Source organism: Novilysobacter selenitireducens, from assembly GCF_020026895.1.
Classification (GTDB): Bacteria; Pseudomonadota; Gammaproteobacteria; order Xanthomonadales; family Xanthomonadaceae; genus Lysobacter_C; species Lysobacter_C selenitireducens.
On record NZ_JAINZW010000003.1, the window covers coordinates 204,923 to 225,495 of the forward strand.

Annotated in this window: 17 protein-coding genes; 10 read left to right on the forward strand and 7 right to left on the reverse strand. The window is 67.7% G+C overall.

From position 1 onward, the window contains the following. Window positions 1–56: 56 nt before the first annotated feature. Window positions 57–1,055: a polyprenyl synthetase family protein gene (locus K6753_RS08180; protein ID WP_223675962.1), complete on the reverse strand. Its 999-nt coding sequence runs from the start codon at window positions 1,053–1,055 to the stop codon at window positions 57–59. A gap of 233 nt (window positions 1,056–1,288) precedes the next feature. Between K6753_RS08180 and ssb the strand changes: the two genes are divergently transcribed. The 8 genes from ssb to K6753_RS08220 all read left to right on the forward strand — a co-directional run bounded on the left by ssb (window position 1,289) and on the right by K6753_RS08220 (window position 11,107). Next, complete coding sequence (ssb, locus tag K6753_RS08185) at window positions 1,289–1,789, forward strand: single-stranded DNA-binding protein (RefSeq protein WP_223675963.1); 501 nt, start codon at window positions 1,289–1,291, stop codon at window positions 1,787–1,789. Between the two features lie 73 nt (window positions 1,790–1,862). Continuing rightward, complete coding sequence (rfbB, locus tag K6753_RS08190; RefSeq protein ID WP_223675964.1) at window positions 1,863–2,915, forward strand: dTDP-glucose 4,6-dehydratase; 1,053 nt, start codon at window positions 1,863–1,865, stop codon at window positions 2,913–2,915. A 14-nt stretch (window positions 2,916–2,929) separates the two neighbouring features. Beyond that, window positions 2,930–3,814, forward strand: coding sequence for a glucose-1-phosphate thymidylyltransferase RfbA (gene rfbA / locus K6753_RS08195; protein WP_223675965.1), 885 nt, complete (start codon window positions 2,930–2,932; stop codon window positions 3,812–3,814). Beyond that, entirely contained in the window at window positions 3,811–4,368 is a 558-nt protein-coding gene (gene rfbC, locus K6753_RS08200; protein WP_223675966.1) for a dTDP-4-dehydrorhamnose 3,5-epimerase, read from the forward strand. The genes rfbA and rfbC overlap by 4 nt, the downstream gene beginning before the upstream one ends. Next, window positions 4,365–5,264: a dTDP-4-dehydrorhamnose reductase gene (gene rfbD, locus K6753_RS08205; protein WP_223675967.1), complete on the forward strand. Its 900-nt coding sequence runs from the start codon at window positions 4,365–4,367 to the stop codon at window positions 5,262–5,264. The genes rfbC and rfbD overlap by 4 nt, the downstream gene beginning before the upstream one ends. Before the next feature lie 224 nt (window positions 5,265–5,488). Further along, complete coding sequence (locus K6753_RS08210) at window positions 5,489–7,474, forward strand: alpha/beta hydrolase family protein (RefSeq protein ID WP_223675968.1); 1,986 nt, start codon at window positions 5,489–5,491, stop codon at window positions 7,472–7,474. A 214-nt stretch (window positions 7,475–7,688) separates the two neighbouring features. Then, complete coding sequence (locus K6753_RS08215; RefSeq protein ID WP_223675969.1) at window positions 7,689–9,764, forward strand: S9 family peptidase; 2,076 nt, start codon at window positions 7,689–7,691, stop codon at window positions 9,762–9,764. Between the two features lie 92 nt (window positions 9,765–9,856). Continuing rightward, complete coding sequence (locus tag K6753_RS08220; protein ID WP_223675970.1) at window positions 9,857–11,107, forward strand: DUF819 family protein; 1,251 nt, start codon at window positions 9,857–9,859, stop codon at window positions 11,105–11,107. Window positions 11,108–11,114: 7 nt separating this feature from the next. Here K6753_RS08220 and K6753_RS08225 read toward each other — a convergent pair whose 3' ends face one another. The 5 genes from K6753_RS08225 to K6753_RS08245 form a co-directional block, all read right to left on the reverse strand. Then, window positions 11,115–12,137, reverse strand: coding sequence for a magnesium and cobalt transport protein CorA (locus tag K6753_RS08225; RefSeq protein ID WP_223675971.1), 1,023 nt, complete (start codon window positions 12,135–12,137; stop codon window positions 11,115–11,117). Window positions 12,138–12,168: 31 nt separating this feature from the next. Continuing rightward, the gene (locus K6753_RS08230) at window positions 12,169–13,473 is read right to left on the reverse strand and encodes a lipoprotein N-acyltransferase Lnb domain-containing protein (protein WP_425492096.1); all 1,305 of its coding nucleotides are present in this window, start codon (window positions 13,471–13,473) and stop codon (window positions 12,169–12,171) included. Continuing rightward, on the reverse strand, window positions 13,463–14,332 hold the full coding sequence (locus K6753_RS08235; protein ID WP_223675972.1) for a CorC family transporter: 870 nt from the start codon (window positions 14,330–14,332) through the stop codon (window positions 13,463–13,465). Before K6753_RS08235 ends, K6753_RS08230 begins: the two co-directional genes overlap by 11 nt. Window positions 14,333–14,437: 105 nt before the next feature. Further along, window positions 14,438–14,920, reverse strand: coding sequence for an rRNA maturation RNase YbeY (gene ybeY, locus K6753_RS08240; RefSeq protein ID WP_223675973.1), 483 nt, complete (start codon window positions 14,918–14,920; stop codon window positions 14,438–14,440). 11 nt (window positions 14,921–14,931) lie between these two features. Continuing rightward, entirely contained in the window at window positions 14,932–15,918 is a 987-nt protein-coding gene (locus K6753_RS08245; RefSeq protein ID WP_223675974.1) for a PhoH family protein, read from the reverse strand. 124 nt (window positions 15,919–16,042) lie between these two features. On the opposite strand from K6753_RS08245, the gene K6753_RS08250 reads away from it, so the two are divergent. Further along, the gene (locus K6753_RS08250) at window positions 16,043–17,719 is read left to right on the forward strand and encodes an amidohydrolase (RefSeq protein ID WP_223675975.1); all 1,677 of its coding nucleotides are present in this window, start codon (window positions 16,043–16,045) and stop codon (window positions 17,717–17,719) included. Between the two features lie 281 nt (window positions 17,720–18,000). Here K6753_RS08250 and miaB read toward each other — a convergent pair whose 3' ends face one another. After that, window positions 18,001–19,386: a tRNA (N6-isopentenyl adenosine(37)-C2)-methylthiotransferase MiaB gene (gene miaB / locus K6753_RS08255; protein ID WP_223675976.1), complete on the reverse strand. Its 1,386-nt coding sequence runs from the start codon at window positions 19,384–19,386 to the stop codon at window positions 18,001–18,003. A gap of 140 nt (window positions 19,387–19,526) precedes the next feature. Here miaB and K6753_RS08260 point away from each other — a divergent pair, with 140 nt between their 5' ends. Beyond that, on the forward strand, window positions 19,527–20,426 hold the full coding sequence (locus K6753_RS08260; RefSeq protein WP_223675977.1) for a lytic transglycosylase domain-containing protein: 900 nt from the start codon (window positions 19,527–19,529) through the stop codon (window positions 20,424–20,426). Window positions 20,427–20,573: the final 147 nt, after the last annotated feature.

Consider the following 20,573-nt stretch of genomic DNA (forward strand, 5'->3'; position numbering starts at 1 on the left):
ACGTGGCACGGCCCGGGCTTCAACCGCCCCGATGCGCGCGTGCCGCGGATCGGCACTCAGTGATCGCGCCGGACCGCGTAGTCGGCCAGCCCGCGTAGCGCCGCGACGTACGCGTTGTCCTCCAGCTCTGCCAAGGCGGCGCGCGCCGCCTGTGCGTATTCGTCGGCGCGCGACCGGCTGTAGTCCAGCCCGCCGCTGGACTGGATGGCGGCGACCACGTCGGGCAATGCATCGGTGTCACCATGTTCGATGGCGGAGCGCAGGCGGTTGCGAACCGTGTCGTCCGCATGCGCCATCGCGTGGATCAGCGGCAGCGTGGCCTTGCCTTCGGCCAGGTCGTCGCCCAGGTTCTTGCCCAGCGTCTGTGCATCTGACGCGTAGTCGAGCACGTCGTCGGCGATCTGGAACGCGTAGCCCAGGTTGAGCCCGTAGTCGTGCAGCGCATTGCAGGTTGCGTCGTCGGCGCCGGCGAGCAGCGCGCCCAGCCGGGTCGCAGCCGCGAACAGCACGGCGGTCTTGCGCTCGATCACGCGCAGGTAGGCGGCCTCGTCGGTGTCCGGGTTGCGCACGTGCAGCAGCTGCAGCACTTCGCCCTCCGCGATCCGGTTGGTGGTGTCGGCGAGGATCCGCATCACTTCGATGCGGTCCAGTTCGACCATCAACTGGAAGCTGCGGGAATACAGGAAGTCCCCGACCAGCACGCTGGCGGCGTTGCCCCAAACGGCGTTGGCGGTGCGGCGGCCGCGGCGCAGGTCGGATTCGTCGACCACGTCGTCGTGCAGCAGGGTCGCGGTGTGGATGAACTCGACGACGGCCGCCAACTGGTGGGCATCCGGCCCCCGGTGGCCCAGTGCACCGGCCGCCAGCAGCAGCAGCATCGGGCGCAGCCGCTTGCCGCCGGCGCCGACGATGTATTCGGCCACCTGGTTGATCAGCACCACGTCCGATGCCAGCCGGTTGCGGATCAGGGCGTCCACGGCCGCCATGTCGTCGCGGGCCAGGGCCTGGATGGCGGGCAGGTCGGGGAGGGCGGTCTGGTCGGGGCTTGAATGCATGGGGAGGCCGGGGTCGAGCGGACCGCGGATTATAGGCGGGCACCACACGGCGGCCCGACCCCGGGCGGGGCGGAAGTCCTACAGCGAGCAGGGGCGGGCCGCACCGCCGGTGGTCGGGGCGCCGCCAGAGCGGCGGTTATACTGCCCGGCCCGCGTCGACTGGCCCCGCCGATCGGCGCCTGCGCCTTCCATGTCCGGGCCCGGCCCGGTCTCCAACATAGGACACGCATTCCATGGCACGTGGCATCAACAAGGTGATCCTGGTCGGCAACCTCGGCAACGACCCGGAAATGAAGTACACCCAGGGCGGCATGGCGGTCTGCACCCTGTCGCTGGCCACCACCAGCGTGCGCAAGGACCGCGACGGCAACACCCAGGAAAAGACCGAGTGGCACCGCGTGAAGCTGTTCGGCAAGCTCGGCGAGATCGCCGGCGAGTACCTGAAGAAGGGCCGCCAGGTCTACATCGAGGGCTCGATCCGCTACGACAAGTTCACCGGCCAGGACGGCGTGGAGAAGTACTTCACCGACATCGTCGCCGACGAGATGCAGATGCTCGGTGGCGGAGCTGAAGGTGGCGGCGGCGGTGGTGGCAGCTACCGTGGTGGTGGCGATCGCAGCGAGCGTCCTTCGCGTCCGCCGCAGCGCCAGGAGTCGGCGCCGCGCCGCGAAGCCCCGCCCGCCAAGTCGAGCGACTTCGCCGACGATTTCGCGGATGACGATATCCCGTTCTGATCCGCGAACGCGACGGGCCACACGCAAGTTGTGGCCTTGAGTCGGAACCAGCCACCGGAACCGGAGCAGTCGAGTGCCAACGTGGTTCGTAACCGGCGGCGCCGGGTTCATTGGCGGCAACTTCGTCCTTGATGCCGTCCGTCGCGGCGTCAAGGTGGTGAACCTCGATGCCCTGACGTACGCGGGCAATCTCGACACGTTGCAGTCGCTCCAGGGCGACGCGCGCCACGTATTCGTCCACGGTGACATCGGCGATGCGGCGCTGGTCTCGGGACTCCTGGCCGAGCACCGGCCCGATGCGGTCATCAACTTCGCCGCCGAAAGCCATGTCGACCGTTCGATCGGCGGCCCGACCGCTTTCGTCCAGACCAACGTGGTGGGCACGCTGTCGCTGCTGGAGCATGCGCGCGACTACTGGCGCTCGCTGGAGGGTGACGCGGCCTCGGGCTTCCGGTTCCTGCACGTATCGACCGACGAGGTCTACGGCAGCCTGGGGGATACCGGCAAGTTCACCGAGGCGACGCCCTTCGCGCCCAATTCGCCTTATTCGGCGTCCAAGGCCGCGTCCGACCACCTGGTCCGCGCGTTCCACCACACCTACGGGTTGCCGGTCCTTACGACCAACTGCTCCAACAACTACGGGCCGTACCAGTTCCCCGAGAAGTTGATTCCACTGATGATCGCCAAGGCGTTGGCCGGCGAGCCGCTGCCGGTCTACGGCGACGGCAGGAACGTCCGCGACTGGCTGTTCGTCGAGGACCACTGCTCCGCCATCCGGCGCGTGCTCGAGGCCGGCGACGTGGGCGAGACCTACAACGTCGGTGGCGACGCCGAACGGCAGAATCTCGAGGTGGTCCGTACTCTTTGCGCACTACTTGACCAGCGCCGTCCGCCGTCGGATGGTCGCAAGCGCGAGTCGCTGATCACATTCGTCAAGGATCGTCCCGGTCACGACCGCCGCTACGCGGTCGATGCGTCCAAGCTGAAGAACGCACTGGGCTGGGCGCCGGCGGTCACGTTCGAGGAAGGCATGGCACGCACGGTCGACTGGTACCTCGACAACCAGCCGTGGGTCGATCGCGTGCTGGACGGCAGCTACCGGCTCGAGCGCATCGGCCAGGCCTGAGGAGGCGCGTTTACATGGAACGCAAGGGCATCATCCTGGCAGGGGGCACCGGCACACGCCTGTACCCCGTCACCCAGGCCATCAGCAAACAGCTGTTGCCGGTGTACGACAAGCCGATGATCTACTACCCGCTCAGCGTGCTGATGCTGGCGGGCATCCGCGAAGTGCTGATCATCAACACCCCGCACGAGCAGGTGCTGTTCAAGGGCCTGCTGGGCGACGGCTCGCAGTGGGGCATGCGCATCGAGTATGCGGTCCAGCCCAGCCCAGATGGGTTGGCACAGGCGTTCCTCATTGGCCGCGAGTTCGTGGCGGGCAAGCCCAGCTGCCTGGTGCTGGGCGACAACATCTTCCATGGCCCCGGGCTGACGGCGATGCTCAAGCGAGCCGACGCCCGCGACACCGGCGCCACGGTCTTCGGTTACTGGGTCAATGATCCCGAGCGTTACGGCGTTGCCAACTTCGATGGCGACGGAAAGGTCATCGACCTGGAAGAGAAACCGGCCAAGCCGAAGTCCAACTACGCAGTCACCGGGCTGTATTTCTATGACGGCCGCGCCAGCGACTTCGCCGCCAGCCTGAAGCCGTCACCGCGGGGCGAGTTGGAGATCACCGACCTCAACCGGATGTACCTCGACGAGGGGTCGCTGCACCTTGAGCAGCTGGGGCGGGGCTATGCGTGGCTCGACACTGGCACCCACCAGTCCCTGCTGGAAGCCAGCAACTACATCGAGACGATTGAGGCACGGCAGGGACTTCGCGTCTGCTGTCCGGAAGAGATCGCATGGAACAACGGCTGGATCAGCGATAAAGACCTGCAAGCCCTGGCGCAACCGCTGAAGAAGAACGGATATGGCCAGTACCTGCTCGGCTTGGCGGAGCGGGGCTTCGTGCCATGAAGGTGACGGAAACCCGCCTGCCCGGGTGCGTGGTTGTCGAGCCTCGCGTGTTCGGCGACGACCGGGGCTCTTTCTTTGAGTCTTTCAACCTCGACCGGTTGGCTGAGCACGGACTGGCTCCACGTTTCGTCCAAGGCAACGTCTCCTCGTCACAGCGCGGCGTGCTGCGTGGCCTGCACTACCAGTGGCCGAACCCGCAGGGCAAGTACGTGTCGGTGGTTGAAGGCGAGGTGTGGGATGTCGCGGTGGACATCCGTCGGGGCTCGCCGACGTACGGCCAATGGGCGGCGGTGGAGTTGAGCGCGGAGAACCGGCGGCATTTCTGGATACCCGAGGGGTTCGCGCACGGCTTCGTTGCCTTGAGCGAGCGTGCGGTGTTCACCTACCTCTGTACGGCGACATACGACCCCGCCGCGGACGCGAACATCCGCTGGGACGACCCGCAGCTGGCCATCGACTGGCCTGTCACTGATCCATTGCTGTCGCCGAAGGATGCCGCCGCACCGCTGCTGTCGGCCATCGAGCCCGGGCGGTTGCCGGTCTACCAGCCGTGAGGATCCTGCTGCTCGGCGCCAACGGGCAGGTCGGCACGGAGTTGCGACGCAGCCTGCGCGGTCTCGGTGATGTCGTGGCCGCGACCCGCGCCGGGCAACTGCCGGACGGTGGTGCATGCGAGGCCGTGGACCTCGCGCAGGTCGGGGACATCGCCGCCGCGGTCAACCGCATCGCCCCGGACATCGTGGTCAACGCTGCTGCCTACACGGCGGTCGACCGTGCCGAGTCCGAGCCGGAGCTGGCCTACCGAATCAATGCCGAGGCGCCGGGCGCGCTGGCGGAAGCCTGCCACGGCCGCAGCATTCCACTGGTCCACTATTCGACCGATTACGTGTTCGATGGACAGGGCAGCCGCCCGTATCGCGAAGAAGACCCGACCGACCCGCAGAACGTCTATGGGGCCAGCAAGCTGGCCGGCGAGCAGGCGATCGCGGCCAGCGGCGCCGACCACCTGATCCTGCGCACCGCGTGGGTGTACGGCCTGCACGGCCACAACTTCCTGCGCACGATGCTGCGACTGGGCGCAGAACGCGACGCCCTGGACGTGGTAGACGACCAGCGTGGTTGCCCCACGCCCTCCTGGTTGATTGCCGACGTGACCGCCAGCATCCTGAAGCGAGGCACGTTCGATAGCGGGATCATGCATCTCGTCACAGCCGGCGAAACCACGTGGCACGGGTTCGCGCAGGCCATCTTCGACGATGCGGTGGCAGTGGGCCGGCTGGACCATGCGCCGCTGATCCGCGCGGTGCCGTCATCCCACTACCCCACGCCCGTCCGCCGCCCCGCGTATTCAGTCCTGGACACTGCACGTCTGGGCAACACGTATGGACTGGAGCTCCCCGGTTGGCGTCGCGCGTTGGCGACAACGCTCAGAGCACCTCAAGCGTCCTGAATACGGCACGTGTGTTGGAAATACCGGCCTAGGCTAAGCTTGGCCCGGGGATAAGTGGCATGTCGAAGGGGACATCATCGAGCAGTGCGTGAGCGCCGACAGCCGTGCGTGGCAGTCAGCGCGGAATTCGCTTGCGCCTGTTGACGGCCGATCGATTCAGCTGCCCCCGGCAAGCATCCGGGCCGACTGTCCTGGATGGACTGACAGACACATGGAGTGGACACATGAATCACAACGTTCGATCGGTACTTCTCGCCCTTCTTGCGGCCGCTCCGCTGACAGGTGGCGCCGTCGATCTTGAGGCATACCTCAAGAGGGACACGTTCAACGAGATCAAGATTTCACCAGACGGGGACCACTTTGCGGCAACCGTGCCGCTGGAAGATCGCACGGCCCTTGTCATCATGCGGCGTTCCGACAATGCCGTGACCGGCAATTTCGTGATGGGTCGGAATACCCACGTATCCGATTTCGACTGGGTCAACGAAGAGCGCGTACTGATTTCGATGGCGGAGAAGTTCGGTGCGATGGCGCAGCCACGCGCGACCGGCGAACTGTATGCCATCAATGCGGATGGATCCGGCGCGGACATCCTGGTGGGGCAACGCGTGCAGGGTGCGGGGCTTGGTACCCGGATCCAGCCCAAGAAGGTTGAGCGCGTCGCCGCATGGCTCGTAGACGACCTGCCGACAAGCGATCAGACCGTGCTGATTGGAGTCAGCCCGTTCTCGGCTGACCCGTACACGCGAGTGGACCGCATGGATGTCTACAGCGGAAGGCGCGCACAGGTTGCGAGCGCACCTGTTCGAAACGCCCAGTTCGTGACAGACAACGCAGGTGTAGTGAGGTTCGCCACCGGGGCGGATACCGACAACCGCCAGAGGGTCTACTACCGCGACGGCGACGGCAAGGAGTGGAAGCTGATCCACACGGCCGGTGACGATGGTCGTGGGCAGTTGCCGATTGGTTTCGCGGAAGACAACATCACCGCGTACCTGCAGGTTGACAAAGCCTCCGGGCCTGACGCGATTGTCGCGTTGAATACGAGTACCGGGGAGCGGGTCGACGTCCTGCAGGACGATGTCGCGGATCCAGCCCGCATTCTTTTCAGGCATGCCAGCAACGTGCCGGTTGGCGCGCTCTATGTCGACGGCAAACCCGAAACCGCGTTCCTGGACAAGGACTCGAAGGAATCACGCCTGTATCGGAGCCTTGAAGCAGCATTTGGTGGCATGCCCGTGGTCATCACATCCCAGACTGCCGACGGCAACACCGCGTTGCTCCGGACCTGGACCGACCAGAGCCCGGGAGACTTCTACCTGTTCGACATTGCCGGGAAAAAGGCCGAGCACCTGATCAGCCAGCGACAGTGGTTCAACCCGGACGAGATGAGCGCGAAGAAGCCCATTGTGGTCAAGGCGCGAGATGGCCTGGATCTGCACGGGTACCTCACTGTTCCGAAGGGTTCTGGTGGCAAGGGCGTTCCTTTGGTGGTGATGCCGCATGGCGGGCCTTTCGGAGTGCAGGACATGTGGGGGTTCGAGGGTGATGTGCAGATGCTGGCTGATGCCGGCTACGCCGTACTTCAACTGAATTTCCGGGGCTCCGGCGGTTACGGCCATGATTTCGAAAGCGCGGGTGCGCGCGAGTGGGGCGGCGCCATGCAGGACGACCTGACCGATGCCACGCGCTGGGCCATCAAGGAGGGGATCGCGAATGCCGATCGCATCTGCATCTATGGCGGCAGCTACGGCGGATATGCCGCGCTGATGGGGGCCGCCAAGGAGCCGGACCTTTACCGTTGTGCGGTGGGCTATGTAGGTGTCTACGACCTGCCGACTATGCACACGCACGGCGACATCCAGGAGCGTGGTTCGGGCGAAACCTACCTGCGTGAATGGATCGGCGAGCGCGACAGCCTGGCAGCGGTGTCGCCCAATCGAATGGCGGACCGCATCAAGGTGCCGGTGTTCCTGGCAGCGGGTGGCGAGGACGAGCGCGCGCCGATCGCCCACTCGGAAATGATGGAGCGGGCGCTCAAGCAGGCAGGTGTCCCGGTCGAAACCCTGTACTTCCCCAATGAGGGGCACGGGTTCTACCTCGAGAAAAACCGGCGCGAGTACTACACGCGGCTGCTGGCGTTCCTCTCCCGGCACCTGGGTGGACGCACCGCGAGCACTTCAACTGGTAGCGGCGACGTGGCCGAGTAGGCCATCGTCCGTTCCGGGCAGCAAAGGTTTCAAGCGGCGCCCTCCGGGGCGCCGTTTCTTTTGTGGCTTGTCCTACCAGCCTCGCCCGCGCTTTGACGCATCGCCTGTATCCCCAAGCGGACGTATTTGGAGGCGGAGCAAAGGCGCATCGCATCCTTTGCCGCCGGGCACGCGGCCGCCTACCATCGGGGTTTGTCCCGATCCCGGAGCGTCGATGAACCTGCGCCACGCCGTCCTGCCGTTGATGGTTGCCACCCTCCTGTCGTCCGCGCCCTTACTGGTGGACGCGGCCGAACGCGGGCTCCAGGGCCGCGATCTGGCCACGATGGACCGCTACTCGTCCCCGACGCTGTCGCCCGAAGGTCGCTACCTGGTCTTCGCCAAGCGTGTGGTGGATTTCGCTGCGGACTCGTCCAGTACCGGGCTGTGGATCGAGGACCTGTTCGCGCGCGATGCCGCGCCGCCGCGTCGGCTGACGCCCGAGGGCTGGAGTGTCAACTCGCCGTCGTTCTCGCCGGACGGCAGGCACGTGTACTTCCTCAGCGCCAAGTCCGGGCGCTCGCAGTTGCATGCCATCCCCGTGGCCGGCGGCGAGCCACGTCAGCTGACCGACGTGCCGGTCGACATCGGCACCTACCACGTCGCGCCCACCGGCGACCGCGTCGCCTTCAGCGCCGACGCCTTCATCGACTGCGGCAGCGACCTGGCCTGCACCCGCACGCGCCTGGACGAGACCGGCAAGCGCAAGGCGAGCGGGGTGGTATACGACGAACTCTTCATCCGCCACTGGGACACGTGGGGTGACGGCCGACGCAACCAGCTGTTCGTCGCGCCATTGGGCGACGCGCCGGCAACCCGCGCGGTGGCGGTCAGCGGCGCGCTCGAAGGCGACGTGCCGTCCAAGCCCTTTGGTGGCGGTGCCGATTACACGTGGGCGCCCGACGGCCAGTCGCTGGTGGCCAGCATGCGCGTGGCCGGGCGCGGCGAGCCGTGGTCGACCAATTTCGACCTCTACCGCCTGCCGGCGAACGGCGAGGGCATGCCGGTCAACCTCACCGAAGGCAACCCCGCGTGGGACGCCGAGCCGGTGTTCAGCGAAGACGGCACCACGCTGTACTACCGCGCGATGAAGCGCGCCGGCTTCGAGGCCGACCGCTCCGGGCTGATGGCGATGGACCTGGCCAGCGGCGACGTGCGCGAGATCGCGCCGGACTGGGACCGCTCCGCCGACGGCATCGTCCTGTCGGCCGACGGTCGCACGATCTACACCACCGCGCAGGACACCGGCGAGCACCCGATGTTCGCGGTCGACATCGCCAGCGGCGACGTGCGCGAAGTGGTGGGCGACGGCACGGTATCGAACGTTCAACTGGCCGGGCCGACGCTGGCCTTCACCCGCAACACCATGGCGACGGGCGACCAGATCATCACCACCGGCCCGGATGCGGCGCAGCTGCGCGAGATCACCCCGAGCGCCGCGCAGATGCTGGGCGATGACGTCGGCTTCGGCGAGTACGAGCAGTTCAACTTCAAGGGCTGGAACAACGAGACGGTGCACGGCTACGTGGTCAAGCCGTGGAACTACGAGGAAGGCAGGGACTACCCGGTCGCGTTCCTGATCCACGGCGGTCCGCAGGGCAGCTTCGGCGACGGCTGGAGCTACCGCTGGAACCCGCAGACCTACGCGGGCCAGGGCTATGCGGTGGTCATGATCGATTTCCACGGTTCCACCGGCTACGGCCAGGCCTTCACCGACGCCATCAGCCAGCACTGGGGCGACCGCCCGCTGGAGGACCTGCAGAAAGGCTGGGCGGCCGCGCTCGAGCGGTACGACTTCCTCGACGGCGACAACGCCTGCGCGCTGGGTGCCAGCTACGGCGGCTACATGGTCAACTGGATCGCCGGGAATTGGAATGAACCATGGAAGTGCCTGGTCAACCACGACGGCGTTTTCGACACGCGCTCGATGGGCTACGTGACCGAGGAGTTGTGGTTCACCGAGTGGGAGAACGGCGGCACGCCCTACGAGAACCCGGAGGCCTACGAGCGCTTCAACCCGGTCAACCACGTCTCGAAGTGGCGCGTGCCGATGCTGGTGGTGCAGGGCGAGAAGGACTACCGCGTCCCGGTCGACCAGGGCATCTCCACGTTCACCGCGCTACAGCGCAAGGGCATCGAGTCGAAGTTCCTGTACTTCCCGGACGAGAACCACTGGGTGCTCAAGCCCAACAACAGCGTGCTGTGGCACGACACCGTCAACGCCTGGCTGAAGCAGCACATCGGCCAGTGACGGACCCGGCGACGGCGGCTTCGGTCGCCGTCGTCGTATCCGCATAGTCCTCTTCTAGTTCCTGTTGGTCCTTGCCGTAAACCGGAGCCCGCATGCCGCCTTCCACGCCCGCCCTGATCACCAATGACGCGGTCGTCCTCGGCCTGCTGGCCATCGTTCTGGGCTTCGTCTTCTGGAGCAGTTCGCGCGAGGACGGGTTCTGGAAGAAGTTCTACGGCGTCGTGCCGGCGCTGCTGCTGTGCTACCTGATCCCGTCGGTGTTCAACAGCATCGGCCTGATCGACGGCGCCGCGTCCGGGCTGTACCCGATGGCGCGCGACTACTTGCTGCCCAGCGCGCTGGTGCTGCTGTGCGTGGCGCTCGATTTTGGCGCCATCGTGCGGCTGGGGCCGAAGGCGGTGGTGATGTTCCTGGCCGGCACGGCGGGCGTGATGCTGGGCGCGGTGAGCGCCTTCATTGCCATGGGTTTCATCCACCCGGAGGCCGTGGCCGGTGATACCTGGCGCGGCATGACGACCGTGGCTGGCAGCTGGATCGGCGGCGGCGCCAACCAGGCGGCGATGAAGGAAGTGTTCGGCGTGGAGGCCACGATGTTCGGCCAGTTCGTCGCGGTCGACGTGCTGATCGCCAACCTGTGGCTCGCAGTGCTGCTGTTCATGGCGGCGCGCGCGCCGGTGTTCGACCGCTGGACCGGCGCGGACGTCAGCGCCATCGACGACCTCAAGCACCGCATCGAGGCGTATCAGGCGCAGCACGCGCGCACGCCGTCGATGACCGACCTGATGCTGATCCTGGCCGTCGGCCTGGGGGCGACCGGGCTGGCGCACCTGCTGACCGATCCGCTGGTGGGCTGGATCGCCAGCCTGCCGGCCGAGTGGAACCTCGAGAACTACAGCCTCACCGCGCGGTTCTTCTGGATCACCGTGCTGGCCACCACCATCGGCCTGCTGCTCAGCTTCACCCGTGCCCGGACGTTGGAAGGCGCCGGTGCATCGAAGGTGGGCTCGGTGATGCTGTACGTGCTGGTGGCCACCATCGGCATGCAGATGGACTTGGGCGCATTGCTCGACCGGCCGTGGCTGTTCCTGCTGGGCCTGATCTGGATCACGGTCCACGGCGTGGTGATGCTCGTCGTTGCCAAGCTGATCCGCGCGCCGCTTTTTTTCCTGGCCGTGGGTTCGCAGGCGAACATCGGCGGCGCCGCGTCCGCGCCGGTGGTGGCCAGCGCCTTCCACCCCGCGCTGGCGCCGGTGGGTGTGCTGCTGTCGGTGCTGGGCTACGCGCTGGGCACCTACTGCGCGTACGCGACCGGCTTGTTGCTGCAGTCCATGTCCGGGGGCTGACGCCCCGTCAGAGCCAGCGAACCTTGCGCAGATACCGGTAGAGCGCGATGCAGACCACGGCGACGACGCCGATCAGCACGGGGTAGGCGTACCGGCCGTCCAGCTCCGGCATGAAGCGGAAGTTCATGCCGTACCAGCTCGCAATCAGGGTCGGTGCCGCCAGCAGGGCAGCCCAACCGGCCAAGCGCTTGACCACCTCGCCCTGCGCCAGGGTCACGAGCGAGAGGTTCACGCTCAGTGCCGCCGTCAGCATTTCCCGCAACGTGTCGGAGGCGTCGTTGACCCGGAGCACGTGGTCGTGCACATCGCGGAAATACGGGCGGACCTCATTCGGCACCAGCCCCTCGTGGCTGCGGGCCAGTTGCCCGACCACGTCCTGCATGGGCGCCACCGCGAGCTGCAGGCGTGCCAGTTCACGCTTGAGCTCATACAGCCGGACGATCGTTTCCCGACGGTAGTCATCGGCGAACACGTCCTGCTCCAGGGTCTCAAGGGATTGCTGGAACTGCGCCACGATCGGCTGGTAGTTGTCGACGATGAAGTCCATCACTGCATACAGGGCGTGCGCCGGTCCCATCGCCAGCAGTTCGGGCTCACGCTCGACGCGGGCACGGACCGAGGCGTACGACAGGGAAGCCCCGTGCCGGACCGTGACCAGGTAACGCGCTCCAAGGAAGGCATGGGTTTCGCCGAAAACGATGCGCTCGTCCACGACCTGTGCCGTATGCACCGCCACGAAAAGCGACGGGCCGTAGGCTTCGATCTTGGGACGCTGGTGCGCGTTCTGCGCATCCTCCACGGCCAGGTCGTGCAGCGCGAATTCTTCCTGCAGCTGGTCCAGCACCGATTCGGCCGGTTCGTACAGGCCGACCCAGACGAAACTGCCGTCGTCCACCGCCAGCACGTCGCTGATCGCTTCCAGCGGGATATCGCGCCGGCTGCCGTCGCGCGCGTAGGCCACGCAGTTGACGACGCAGACGGGCGAGGGCGTGGCGGCGGGCGAGGGCGGCGAGGCTGTCATCGCGCGCATCCTGCCACGCGGGCTGTCGTGGGGCGCGTCGTCATGGCTCACGCGGATGGCCCGGCCCGTCAAGGGCGTGCCGGGGGCGGTGTGCCGGACGTGCCAGGGTCCAAGCCAGCGCCGCGTGCATCGGCAGCAGCAGCGCTATCCAGTGGGCGTTTCGCTGCGGCAGTACCTGCAGGCCGTAAACGAAGACAGCAAGCGCCGCCAAGCCGGCAACCAGCAGCAGCACCGGGACGAACAGCGGGCCGGCCGGACGCCCGCGGGCGATGCGCCAGCCGCCCGGCAGCAGCATCCAGGCCAGTGGGCTGAGCAGCAGCAGGTTCTGGTTGGCCCAGCCGAAGCGGTGGTCGGTACCGATCCAGATGTAGAGCATCAGCGCGCCCACCAGGCCCGAGAGCGCCCAGAACGGCAGCGCCAGCGACGCGGCCCACGCGCGGCGCCGGTGGCCCAGCCACGCCAGCGCCAAACCGATCGCCAAGCCCACTGCCAGCCAGCGGGTCCAGCGGCGCTGGAACTCCTGCGGCTCCGGGGCGACGCGATGGGGCAGGACTTCGAAGCGCTCGAGCACGACCGGCCGGCCGTCACGATGCCGCGCACCTTCCAGTGCATCGGCCAGCCGCATCGGCACGAAAGCCTCGCCCCACAGCGGCAGCGGCCGGTCCGCGGACGGACCCAGGCCCACGTCGAACACCAGCCACATCCAGGTGGCCGGGGACGCCAGGCGCACGGCCTCGCTACGGAAGGTGTTGCCGCGCGAGCGCGACTGCAACTGCCGGGCGAGCTGGCCGCCCAAGGCGCGGTCCAGCGCGTCGCGCACGCGGGTGGAGCAGTTGTCGAGGAAATAGTCGTAGCGGTAGAAGGCGTTCTCGGGCCGGGCGTTTACCGCCAACGCATCGGCCAGTTCGCGGGCATCGGCCGGGGCCAGGTCGAGCCACTGCATCGACACGCCGCGCCCGACGTGCCGGTAGTAGGCCAGGTCCTCGTCCACCGGCAGCGCGAGCAGGCGGTAGCGCATCTCGCCGCGGACGAAGCGGGCGATGAAGTCCGACTCGGACGGGTCGAAGTAGCCGAAGTTGTAGGACGTGGCCGTGCCCGTGACCGGGTCCTGCACGACGATGGCGTTGTGGCCGAAGCGTTCGAAGAAGATCTCGCCCGGCAGCATGGTCAGCACGCCGATGCGCGGTGCGGGTGCCGCCTCGGCCGCCTGCCGCATTCCCGCAGCGGTGTCGCCGGTATCCGGTGCGGGTGGGGCCGCCATGGCGAGCAGCGCCACGCACCACAGCGCCAGAACGAGCGCCCAACGCCAACCGTGCCGCAGGCTGCGGCGCACGTCAGCCGTCATCGCCCAGCACGCCCACGTGGAAGGCATGCACGCGCCGCGCGTCGGCGCTCGACACGCGGAACACGTAACGGCCCAGGGTCAGCTCCTCGCCGGCTTCCGGGAGGTGGCCGATGGCCGCGGTCACCAAGCCGCCGATGGTGTCGTACTCGTCGTCGTCGAAATCCGCGCCGAAGCGCTCGTTGAAGTCCTCGATCGGCGTCAGGGCGTCGACCACGAACTGGCCGTCGGCCTGGGCGGCGATCAGCGCGTTGGGGTCCTCGGCATCGTCATGCTCGTCGTCGATGTCGCCGACGATCTGCTCCAGGACGTCCTCGATGGTGACCAGTCCCGCCACGCCGCCGTGCTCGTCGATCACGATCGCCATGTGGTTGCGCGACATGCGGAACTCACGCAGCAGCACGTCCAGGCGCTTGGATTCGGGAATCAGGACCGCCGGGCGCAGCAGCTCGTGGATGCTGGCCGGGCCGTTGTCCTCGACCACGCCGCGCAGCAGGTCCTTGGCCAGCAGGATGCCGAGCACGTCGTCGCTGTCCTCGCCATGGACGGGGAAGCGCGAGTGGCCGGATTCGACCACGCGCTTCATCAGTTCCAGGAAAGGGGCGTCCGCCGGCAGGGCGACGACCTGGGAGCGCGGGATCATCACGTCGCCGACGGTGAGGTCGGACACGGTGATCGCGCCCTCCATCATCGTCAGCGTGTCGGCGGCAATCAGGCCATCGGCCTGGGCGTCGCGCAGGATCTCGACCAGGTCTTCGCGCGTGGTGGGCTCGCCCGACAGCGCGGAGCTGATCCGGTCGATCCACGAGCGGCGTTTTTCGGAGTGTTCCGGCTGCTGGGTACTACTGTCGTCCTCGGACATTGCGTCGGTGTGCTGGCCCTGGGGGCGGGGCCGCTGGTGCCGCAGTTTAGCGCGGCCGGGCGGGGCGCCGTTGCCGGCGGGCGGGCGCCGACGCTGGAAGCGGGTTCAACCTTCCTGGTACGGGTCGTCGATGCCCATTCCCGCAAGGATTTCCCGCTCCAGGCCTTCCATGCACTCGGCCTCCGTGTCGTCCTCGTGGTTCCAGCCCAGCAGGTGCAGGGTGCCGTGCACGGTGAGGTGGGCGTAGTGCGCCGCGAGCGGCTTGCCCTGTTCACGGGCCTCCTTGGCCACCACCGGCGCGCAGATCACCAGGTCGCCCAGCAGGGGCAGGCGCACGCCCTCGGGCAGGCCTTCGGGCAGGTCGGCCGGGAAGCTCAATACGTTGGTGGCGTAGTCCTTGCCGCGGTAGTGGCGGTTGAACGCGCGCCCCTCCTTGGCATCGACGATGCGGATCGCAAGGTCGGCCTGGCGGATCCGACCCTCGAGCGCCGCGCGCACCCAACGCCGGAAGCTCACCGCGGCGGGAATGCCCGAGCGCGGCAGGCCGTAGGTGATGGAAACATCCAGTTGCAGCGTCTCTCGGGTCATTCGCGGGCTCCTCAGGGCGCCTGGCCGGTGTCGGCGTCCTTGGCGTCGCGCGCGTCGTAGGCGTTGACGATCTTGGCCACCAGCGGGTGGCGCACCACGTCGCGCGATTCGAAGAAGGTGAAGCTGATCCCGTCCACGCCGCGCAGCACCTCCAGCGCGTCCTTCAGGCCGGACTTCTGGTGCTTGGGCAGGTCGATCTGGGTCATGTCGCCGGTGACCACCGCCGTGCTGCCGAAGCCGATGCGGGTCAGGAACATCTTCATCTGCTCGATGGAGGTGTTCTGCGCCTCGTCGAGGATCACGAACGCGTCGTTGAGCGTGCGCCCGCGCATGTAGGCCAGTGGGGCGATCTCGATGACGTTCTTCTCCAGCAGCTTGACCACCTTCTCAACGCCCAGCATCTCGTACAGGGCGTCGTACAGCGGGCGCAGGTACGGGTCGACCTTCTGGGTCAGGTCGCCGGGCAGGAAGCCCAGCTTCTCGCCGGCCTCCACCGCCGGGCGCACCAGGATCAACCGCTGCACGCGGCCGTCGTTGAGCGCTTCCACCGCGCTGGCCACGGCCAGGAACGTCTTGCCGGTGCCGGCCGGGCCGATGCCGAAGTTGATGTCGTTGATCGCGATCGCATGCAGGTACTTGGCCTGGTTGCTGCCGCGCCCGCGAATGGTGCCGCGCTTGACGCGGATGGCTACCTCCTGCGATTCGATGTCCTCGTCGACGACGCGGTCGGCCTCGGCTTCGGCCAGGCGCAGGTGGATCGCGGGCTCGCCGAGGGTCTCGTTCGCGGCGTCGTTCCACAGGTCGCGCAACAGGGACTCGGCCTTGCCGACCGCGACCTCGGGGCCGACGATCCGGAAGATGTTGCCGCGATTGGCGATTTCCACGCCCAGGCGCAGTTCGATCATGCGCAGGTGCCCGTCGAACGGACCGGACAGGTTGGCGAGGCGCTCGGCCTCGGGCGGGTCGAGGGTGAATTCGGACGTCGTACGTGAAGGCATCGGGGGCTGTCTTCGGTCGTGGCGTGCGCGCCCGGGCTGCACACGCGCGTGGGGAGGGTGAGCTTGCGCCCCCGGGGGCTTTTTCGCAAAGTCCGGCCAGTCTGCAACAACGGGGAGCGGCGCGATGGTGAAGATCGAGCGTGTGCGTACGGCGGTATGGCTGGCGTGCATGGCGCTGTGCGCGCCGCTGCATGCGCAGGAGGTCACGGTGCTCACGGCCGCGCGCATCCACACGATGGACCCGGCGCGGCCGACGGCGCGTGCGATGGCATTCGATACCGACGGGCGGATCCTGGCTGTCGGCGAAAGCGGCGAGCTGCGCGGGCGCTATCCGGGCGCAGCCCACCTGGATGCACCCGATTCGACCGTCGTGCCCGGACTCATCGATGCACACGGCCACATCGGCAACCTCGGCCTCAGCCAGATGCGCGCACGGTTGGACGGAACGCGCAGCCGTGCGGAGGTCGTCGAGCGCCTGCGTGCGCACGCACGCAACCTGCCCGACGGGGACTGGTTGCTGGGCCGCGGCTGGGACCAGAACGACTGGACTGGCGCCCGCTTCCCGACCGCCGCCGACCTCGACGAGGCGTTCCCGGACCGGCCCGTGTGGCTGACCCGCGTGGACGGGCATGCCGGCTGGGCCAACACGGCAGCGCTGCGACTGGTGGAGCGCGACCTGACCGGTGAGTGGCAGCCTGACGGCGGACGCATCGAGCGCGATGCCCAAGGCGTGCCCAGTGGTGTCTTCATCGACGGTGCGATGGACCTGGTCGAGGCCGTCATCCCGGCAATGGATGCGGGCGACATCGAGCGCGCGCTTGAGTTGGGCATGCGCAGCGCGGTCGAGCACGGCCTGACCGGCGTGCATGATGCAGGTGTCTCGCTGCCACAGATGCAGGCCTACCGGCGCTTGGCCGATCGCGGCGCCCTGCCGATGCGCATCCACGCGATGGCCGATGGCGACAACGATGCGTTCGACTGGCTGTGTAGCGAGGGCCTCTACGAGCACGACAGCGGTCGCCTGCAGATGCGCGCGGTCAAGCTCTACATGGATGGCGCCCTGGGCAGCCGCGGCGCGGCATTGCAGGCCGACTACCACGACGACGCCGGCAACCGCGGGCTGCTGTTGATCCAGCCCGATGCACTGGACGCCGTTCTGGCGCGGGCCAAGGCCTGCGACGTGCAGGTCGCGACCCACGCCATCGGCGACCGTGGCAACCGGCTGGTGCTGGATGCCTACGCAGAGGCTTGGGGCGAGACGTCCAGAGCCGACCATCGCTGGCGCATCGAGCACGCGCAGGTGGTGGCGCCCGACGACCTGCGCCGTTTCTCCCGCCAGCACGTGATCGCCTCGATGCAGCCGACGCATGCCACCAGCGACATGCCTTGGGCCGAGGCCCGTCTCGGGCCGGAACGCATCGTCGGCAGCTATGCCTGGCGCACGCTGCGCGACCACGGCACGCGACTGGCGCTGGGGTCGGATTTCCCGGTGGAGTCGGTCGATCCGCGACTGGGCCTCTTCGCCGCCGCCACCCGGACGGATTCGGACCACATGCCGCTGGGCGGCTGGCGGCCGAACGAGAAGCTGACGGCCTTCGAGGCATTGCGGGGCTTCACGCTCGACGCAGCGTATGCGGGCTTCGCCGAGGACGAGGTCGGCAGCCTCGTCGAAGGCAAGCGCGCGGACTTCGTCCTATTGGCCGAAGACCCGCTCGCAGTACCGCCAGATGCATTGCAGTCGCTGACGGTGCAGGCGACCTACGTCGATGGACAGGCGGTGTACCGGCGTGGGGCGGAGTAGGGCGAAGCAGTCGCGCCGGCTCCCCGGGCTCGACGCCTCAGCGGCGTCCGCCACCTGGCCGGCGCAGCGCACGTGCGGTAGCAACGGCGCCCCACGCGAGCACTGCCACTGAGCCAACCAGCCACGCGAGCGTCACCGGGTCCTGTGTCCAAGCGGGCTCGCCGGCCACCTTGCCCGCAGCCCTGAGCAGGCCGAGCAGCCCGACCGCCAGCAGCCACAGCCCAAGCGCCGCCCGCGACAGGAACCGACGCGCGCTGGACGGGCCGGGCGGCATGCCGGGATCAGGCCGCCAGGCCGGATGCCGAGGCCACACGCCCCCGCAGCGAGTTGCTCATCGCCTCGGTGATGACGACATCCACGAACTGCCCGACGAGCCGCGACGGCGCCGGGAAATTCACCGAACGCATGTTCTCGGTCTTGCCGGTCAGTTCGTTCGGGTTCTTCTTCGACGGGCCTTCCACCAGCACCCGCTGTGTGCTGCCGACCATCGACTCGCTGATGCGACGCGCGTTGTCGTTGATGGTGGCCTGCAGGCGCGACAGGCGCGCGTGCTTTTCCTCGCTGGACACGCTGTCGTCGAGGTCGGCGGCCGGGGTGCCCGGGCGGCGCGAGTAGATGAAGGAGAACGACTGGTCGAAGCCGACGTCCTCGATCAGCTTCATCGTCTTCTCGAAATCGGCCTCGCTTTCGCCGGGGAACCCGACGATGAAGTCCGAGCTGATCGAGATGTCCGGGCGCACCGCGCGCAGCTTGCGGACCTTCTGCTTGAACTCCAGCGCCGTGTAGCCGCGCTTCATTGCGCTGAGCACGCGGTCGCTGCCCGACTGCACCGGCAGGTGCAGGTAGTTGGCCAGTTCGGGGACGTCGCGGTAGGCCTCCACCAATGAATCGGAGAACTCCAGCGGGTGCGAGGTGGTGAAGCGGATCCGGTCGATGCCGTCGATCTGGGCGATGGTCCGGATCAGCAGCCCGAGGTCGGCCACGCCGGCGTCCGCGCCCGCCTCGTCGCGCATGGGCCCGCGGTAGGCGTTCACGTTCTGCCCCAGCAGGTTGATCTCGCGCACGCCCTGCGCGGCCAGTTGCGCGCATTCGACCAGCACGTCGTCGAACGGCCGACTGACCTCCTCGCCGCGGGTGTAGGGCACCACGCAGAAGCTGCAGTACTTGCTGCAGCCCTCCATGATTGAGACGAACGCACTCGGCCCCTCGGCCCGCGGCTCGGGCAGGCGGTCGAACTTCTCGATCTCCGGGAAGCTGATGTCGACCTGCGGCCGTCCAGTCTCACGTTTGGCTGCGATCAGTTCGGGCAGTCGGTGCAGCGTCTGCGGCCCGAAGACCAGGTCGACGTACGGCGCGCGCTTGACGATCGCTTCGCCCTCCTGGCTGGCCACGCAGCCGCCCACGCCGATCAGTACGGGCTTGCCGCCCTGCTTCAGGGCTTTCCATCGGCCCAGCTGGCTGAAGACCTTCTCCTGCGCTTTTTCGCGGATCGAGCAGGTATTGACCAGGATCACGTCGGCTTCTTCGACGTTTGCAGTCAGCTCCAGCCCTTCGCTGGCCGCCAGCACGTCGGCCATCTTGGCCGAGTCGTACTCGTTCATCTGGCAGCCGTGGGTTTCGATGAACAGCTTGCCGCGGGGCGGGGCGGCGGGCGGGGTGTCGGTCATGGCGAGATCCGGGGCGCGGTGTTGAATCCGGGCCGGAGAGGCGGGTGGCCACATAGTCTAGCGGCCGTCGTCCGCCCCGCCATCGCGTTTTGTGAATCAACCACTTGGCAACGCCGGACGGACAGGAGACACTCGCGCCCATGAGGGGGGGCATCACGCTGCTGGGGATCGCCTGTCTGCTGGCCGCCGGAATGGCGGACGCGGGCACCATTTACCGTTGCGAAGCACCCGACGGTACCCGCAGCTACGTCAGCAAGCGCACCAAGGGTGCCAAGTGCTCGGCGGTCAGCCAGTACAAGGCGGTCGCGTACTCACCGCCGACCACCGCCGCGGCCGGCAGCGCCACCCCGGTCAGTAACGTCGCTGGTTCGCCGGCCTCCGGCACGGCCCCGGCGCAATCCCCGATCATGACCAACGCGGCGCCGACCACGCCGGTGTCCGCCGGGCAGTCGCGCTCGCGCCTGGTGCAGGGGCAGGTGTACTCGTACATCAAGGACGGCGTGCGCCATTACTCCAGCACCCGCCCCAAGGGCGTGGCCAGTGCCAGCCCGGTGCGCACGATCCAGTACAGCTTCTTCGAGACCTGCTACGCCTGCGCGGCCAAGCCGGGTGTCAATTTCCACAACGTCCGGCTCAACACCGCCGCCTACCAGGATGAGATCGCCGCGGCGGCGCGCGAATACGGCGTCGACGAAGCCGTGGTGCGCGCGATCATCCATGCCGAATCGGCGTTCAACCCCAATGCGCTGTCTCGGGTCGGCGCCCAGGGGCTGATGCAGCTGATGCCGGCCACGGCCGAGCGCTTCGGGGTGAGCAACGCGTTCGAACCCAGGCAGAACATCCGCGGCGGGGTGAAGTACCTGGCGTGGCTGCTCAAGCGCTTCAACGGCAACCTGACCCTGGCGTCCGCCGGCTACAACGCCGGCGAGGGCAACGTCGACAAGTACAAGGGCGTGCCGCCGTTCAACGAGACCCAGCGCTACGTCGAGCGCGTGGCGATCCTCGCCGACCGCTACCGCGGAGCCATCGTGGCACGCTGATTGCGGGCTTCCGGGTCGTTTCGGGCACCCGGCGGATTGTCCTGCTGTTCACCGTTCCGTTACACTTCGCCGTCTTTGAGCCGCGAGCCGTCGCCAGTGGCCGGCGCTGCGTCCCGATTCGATATCCAGACAGTATTTGCGGAGTGC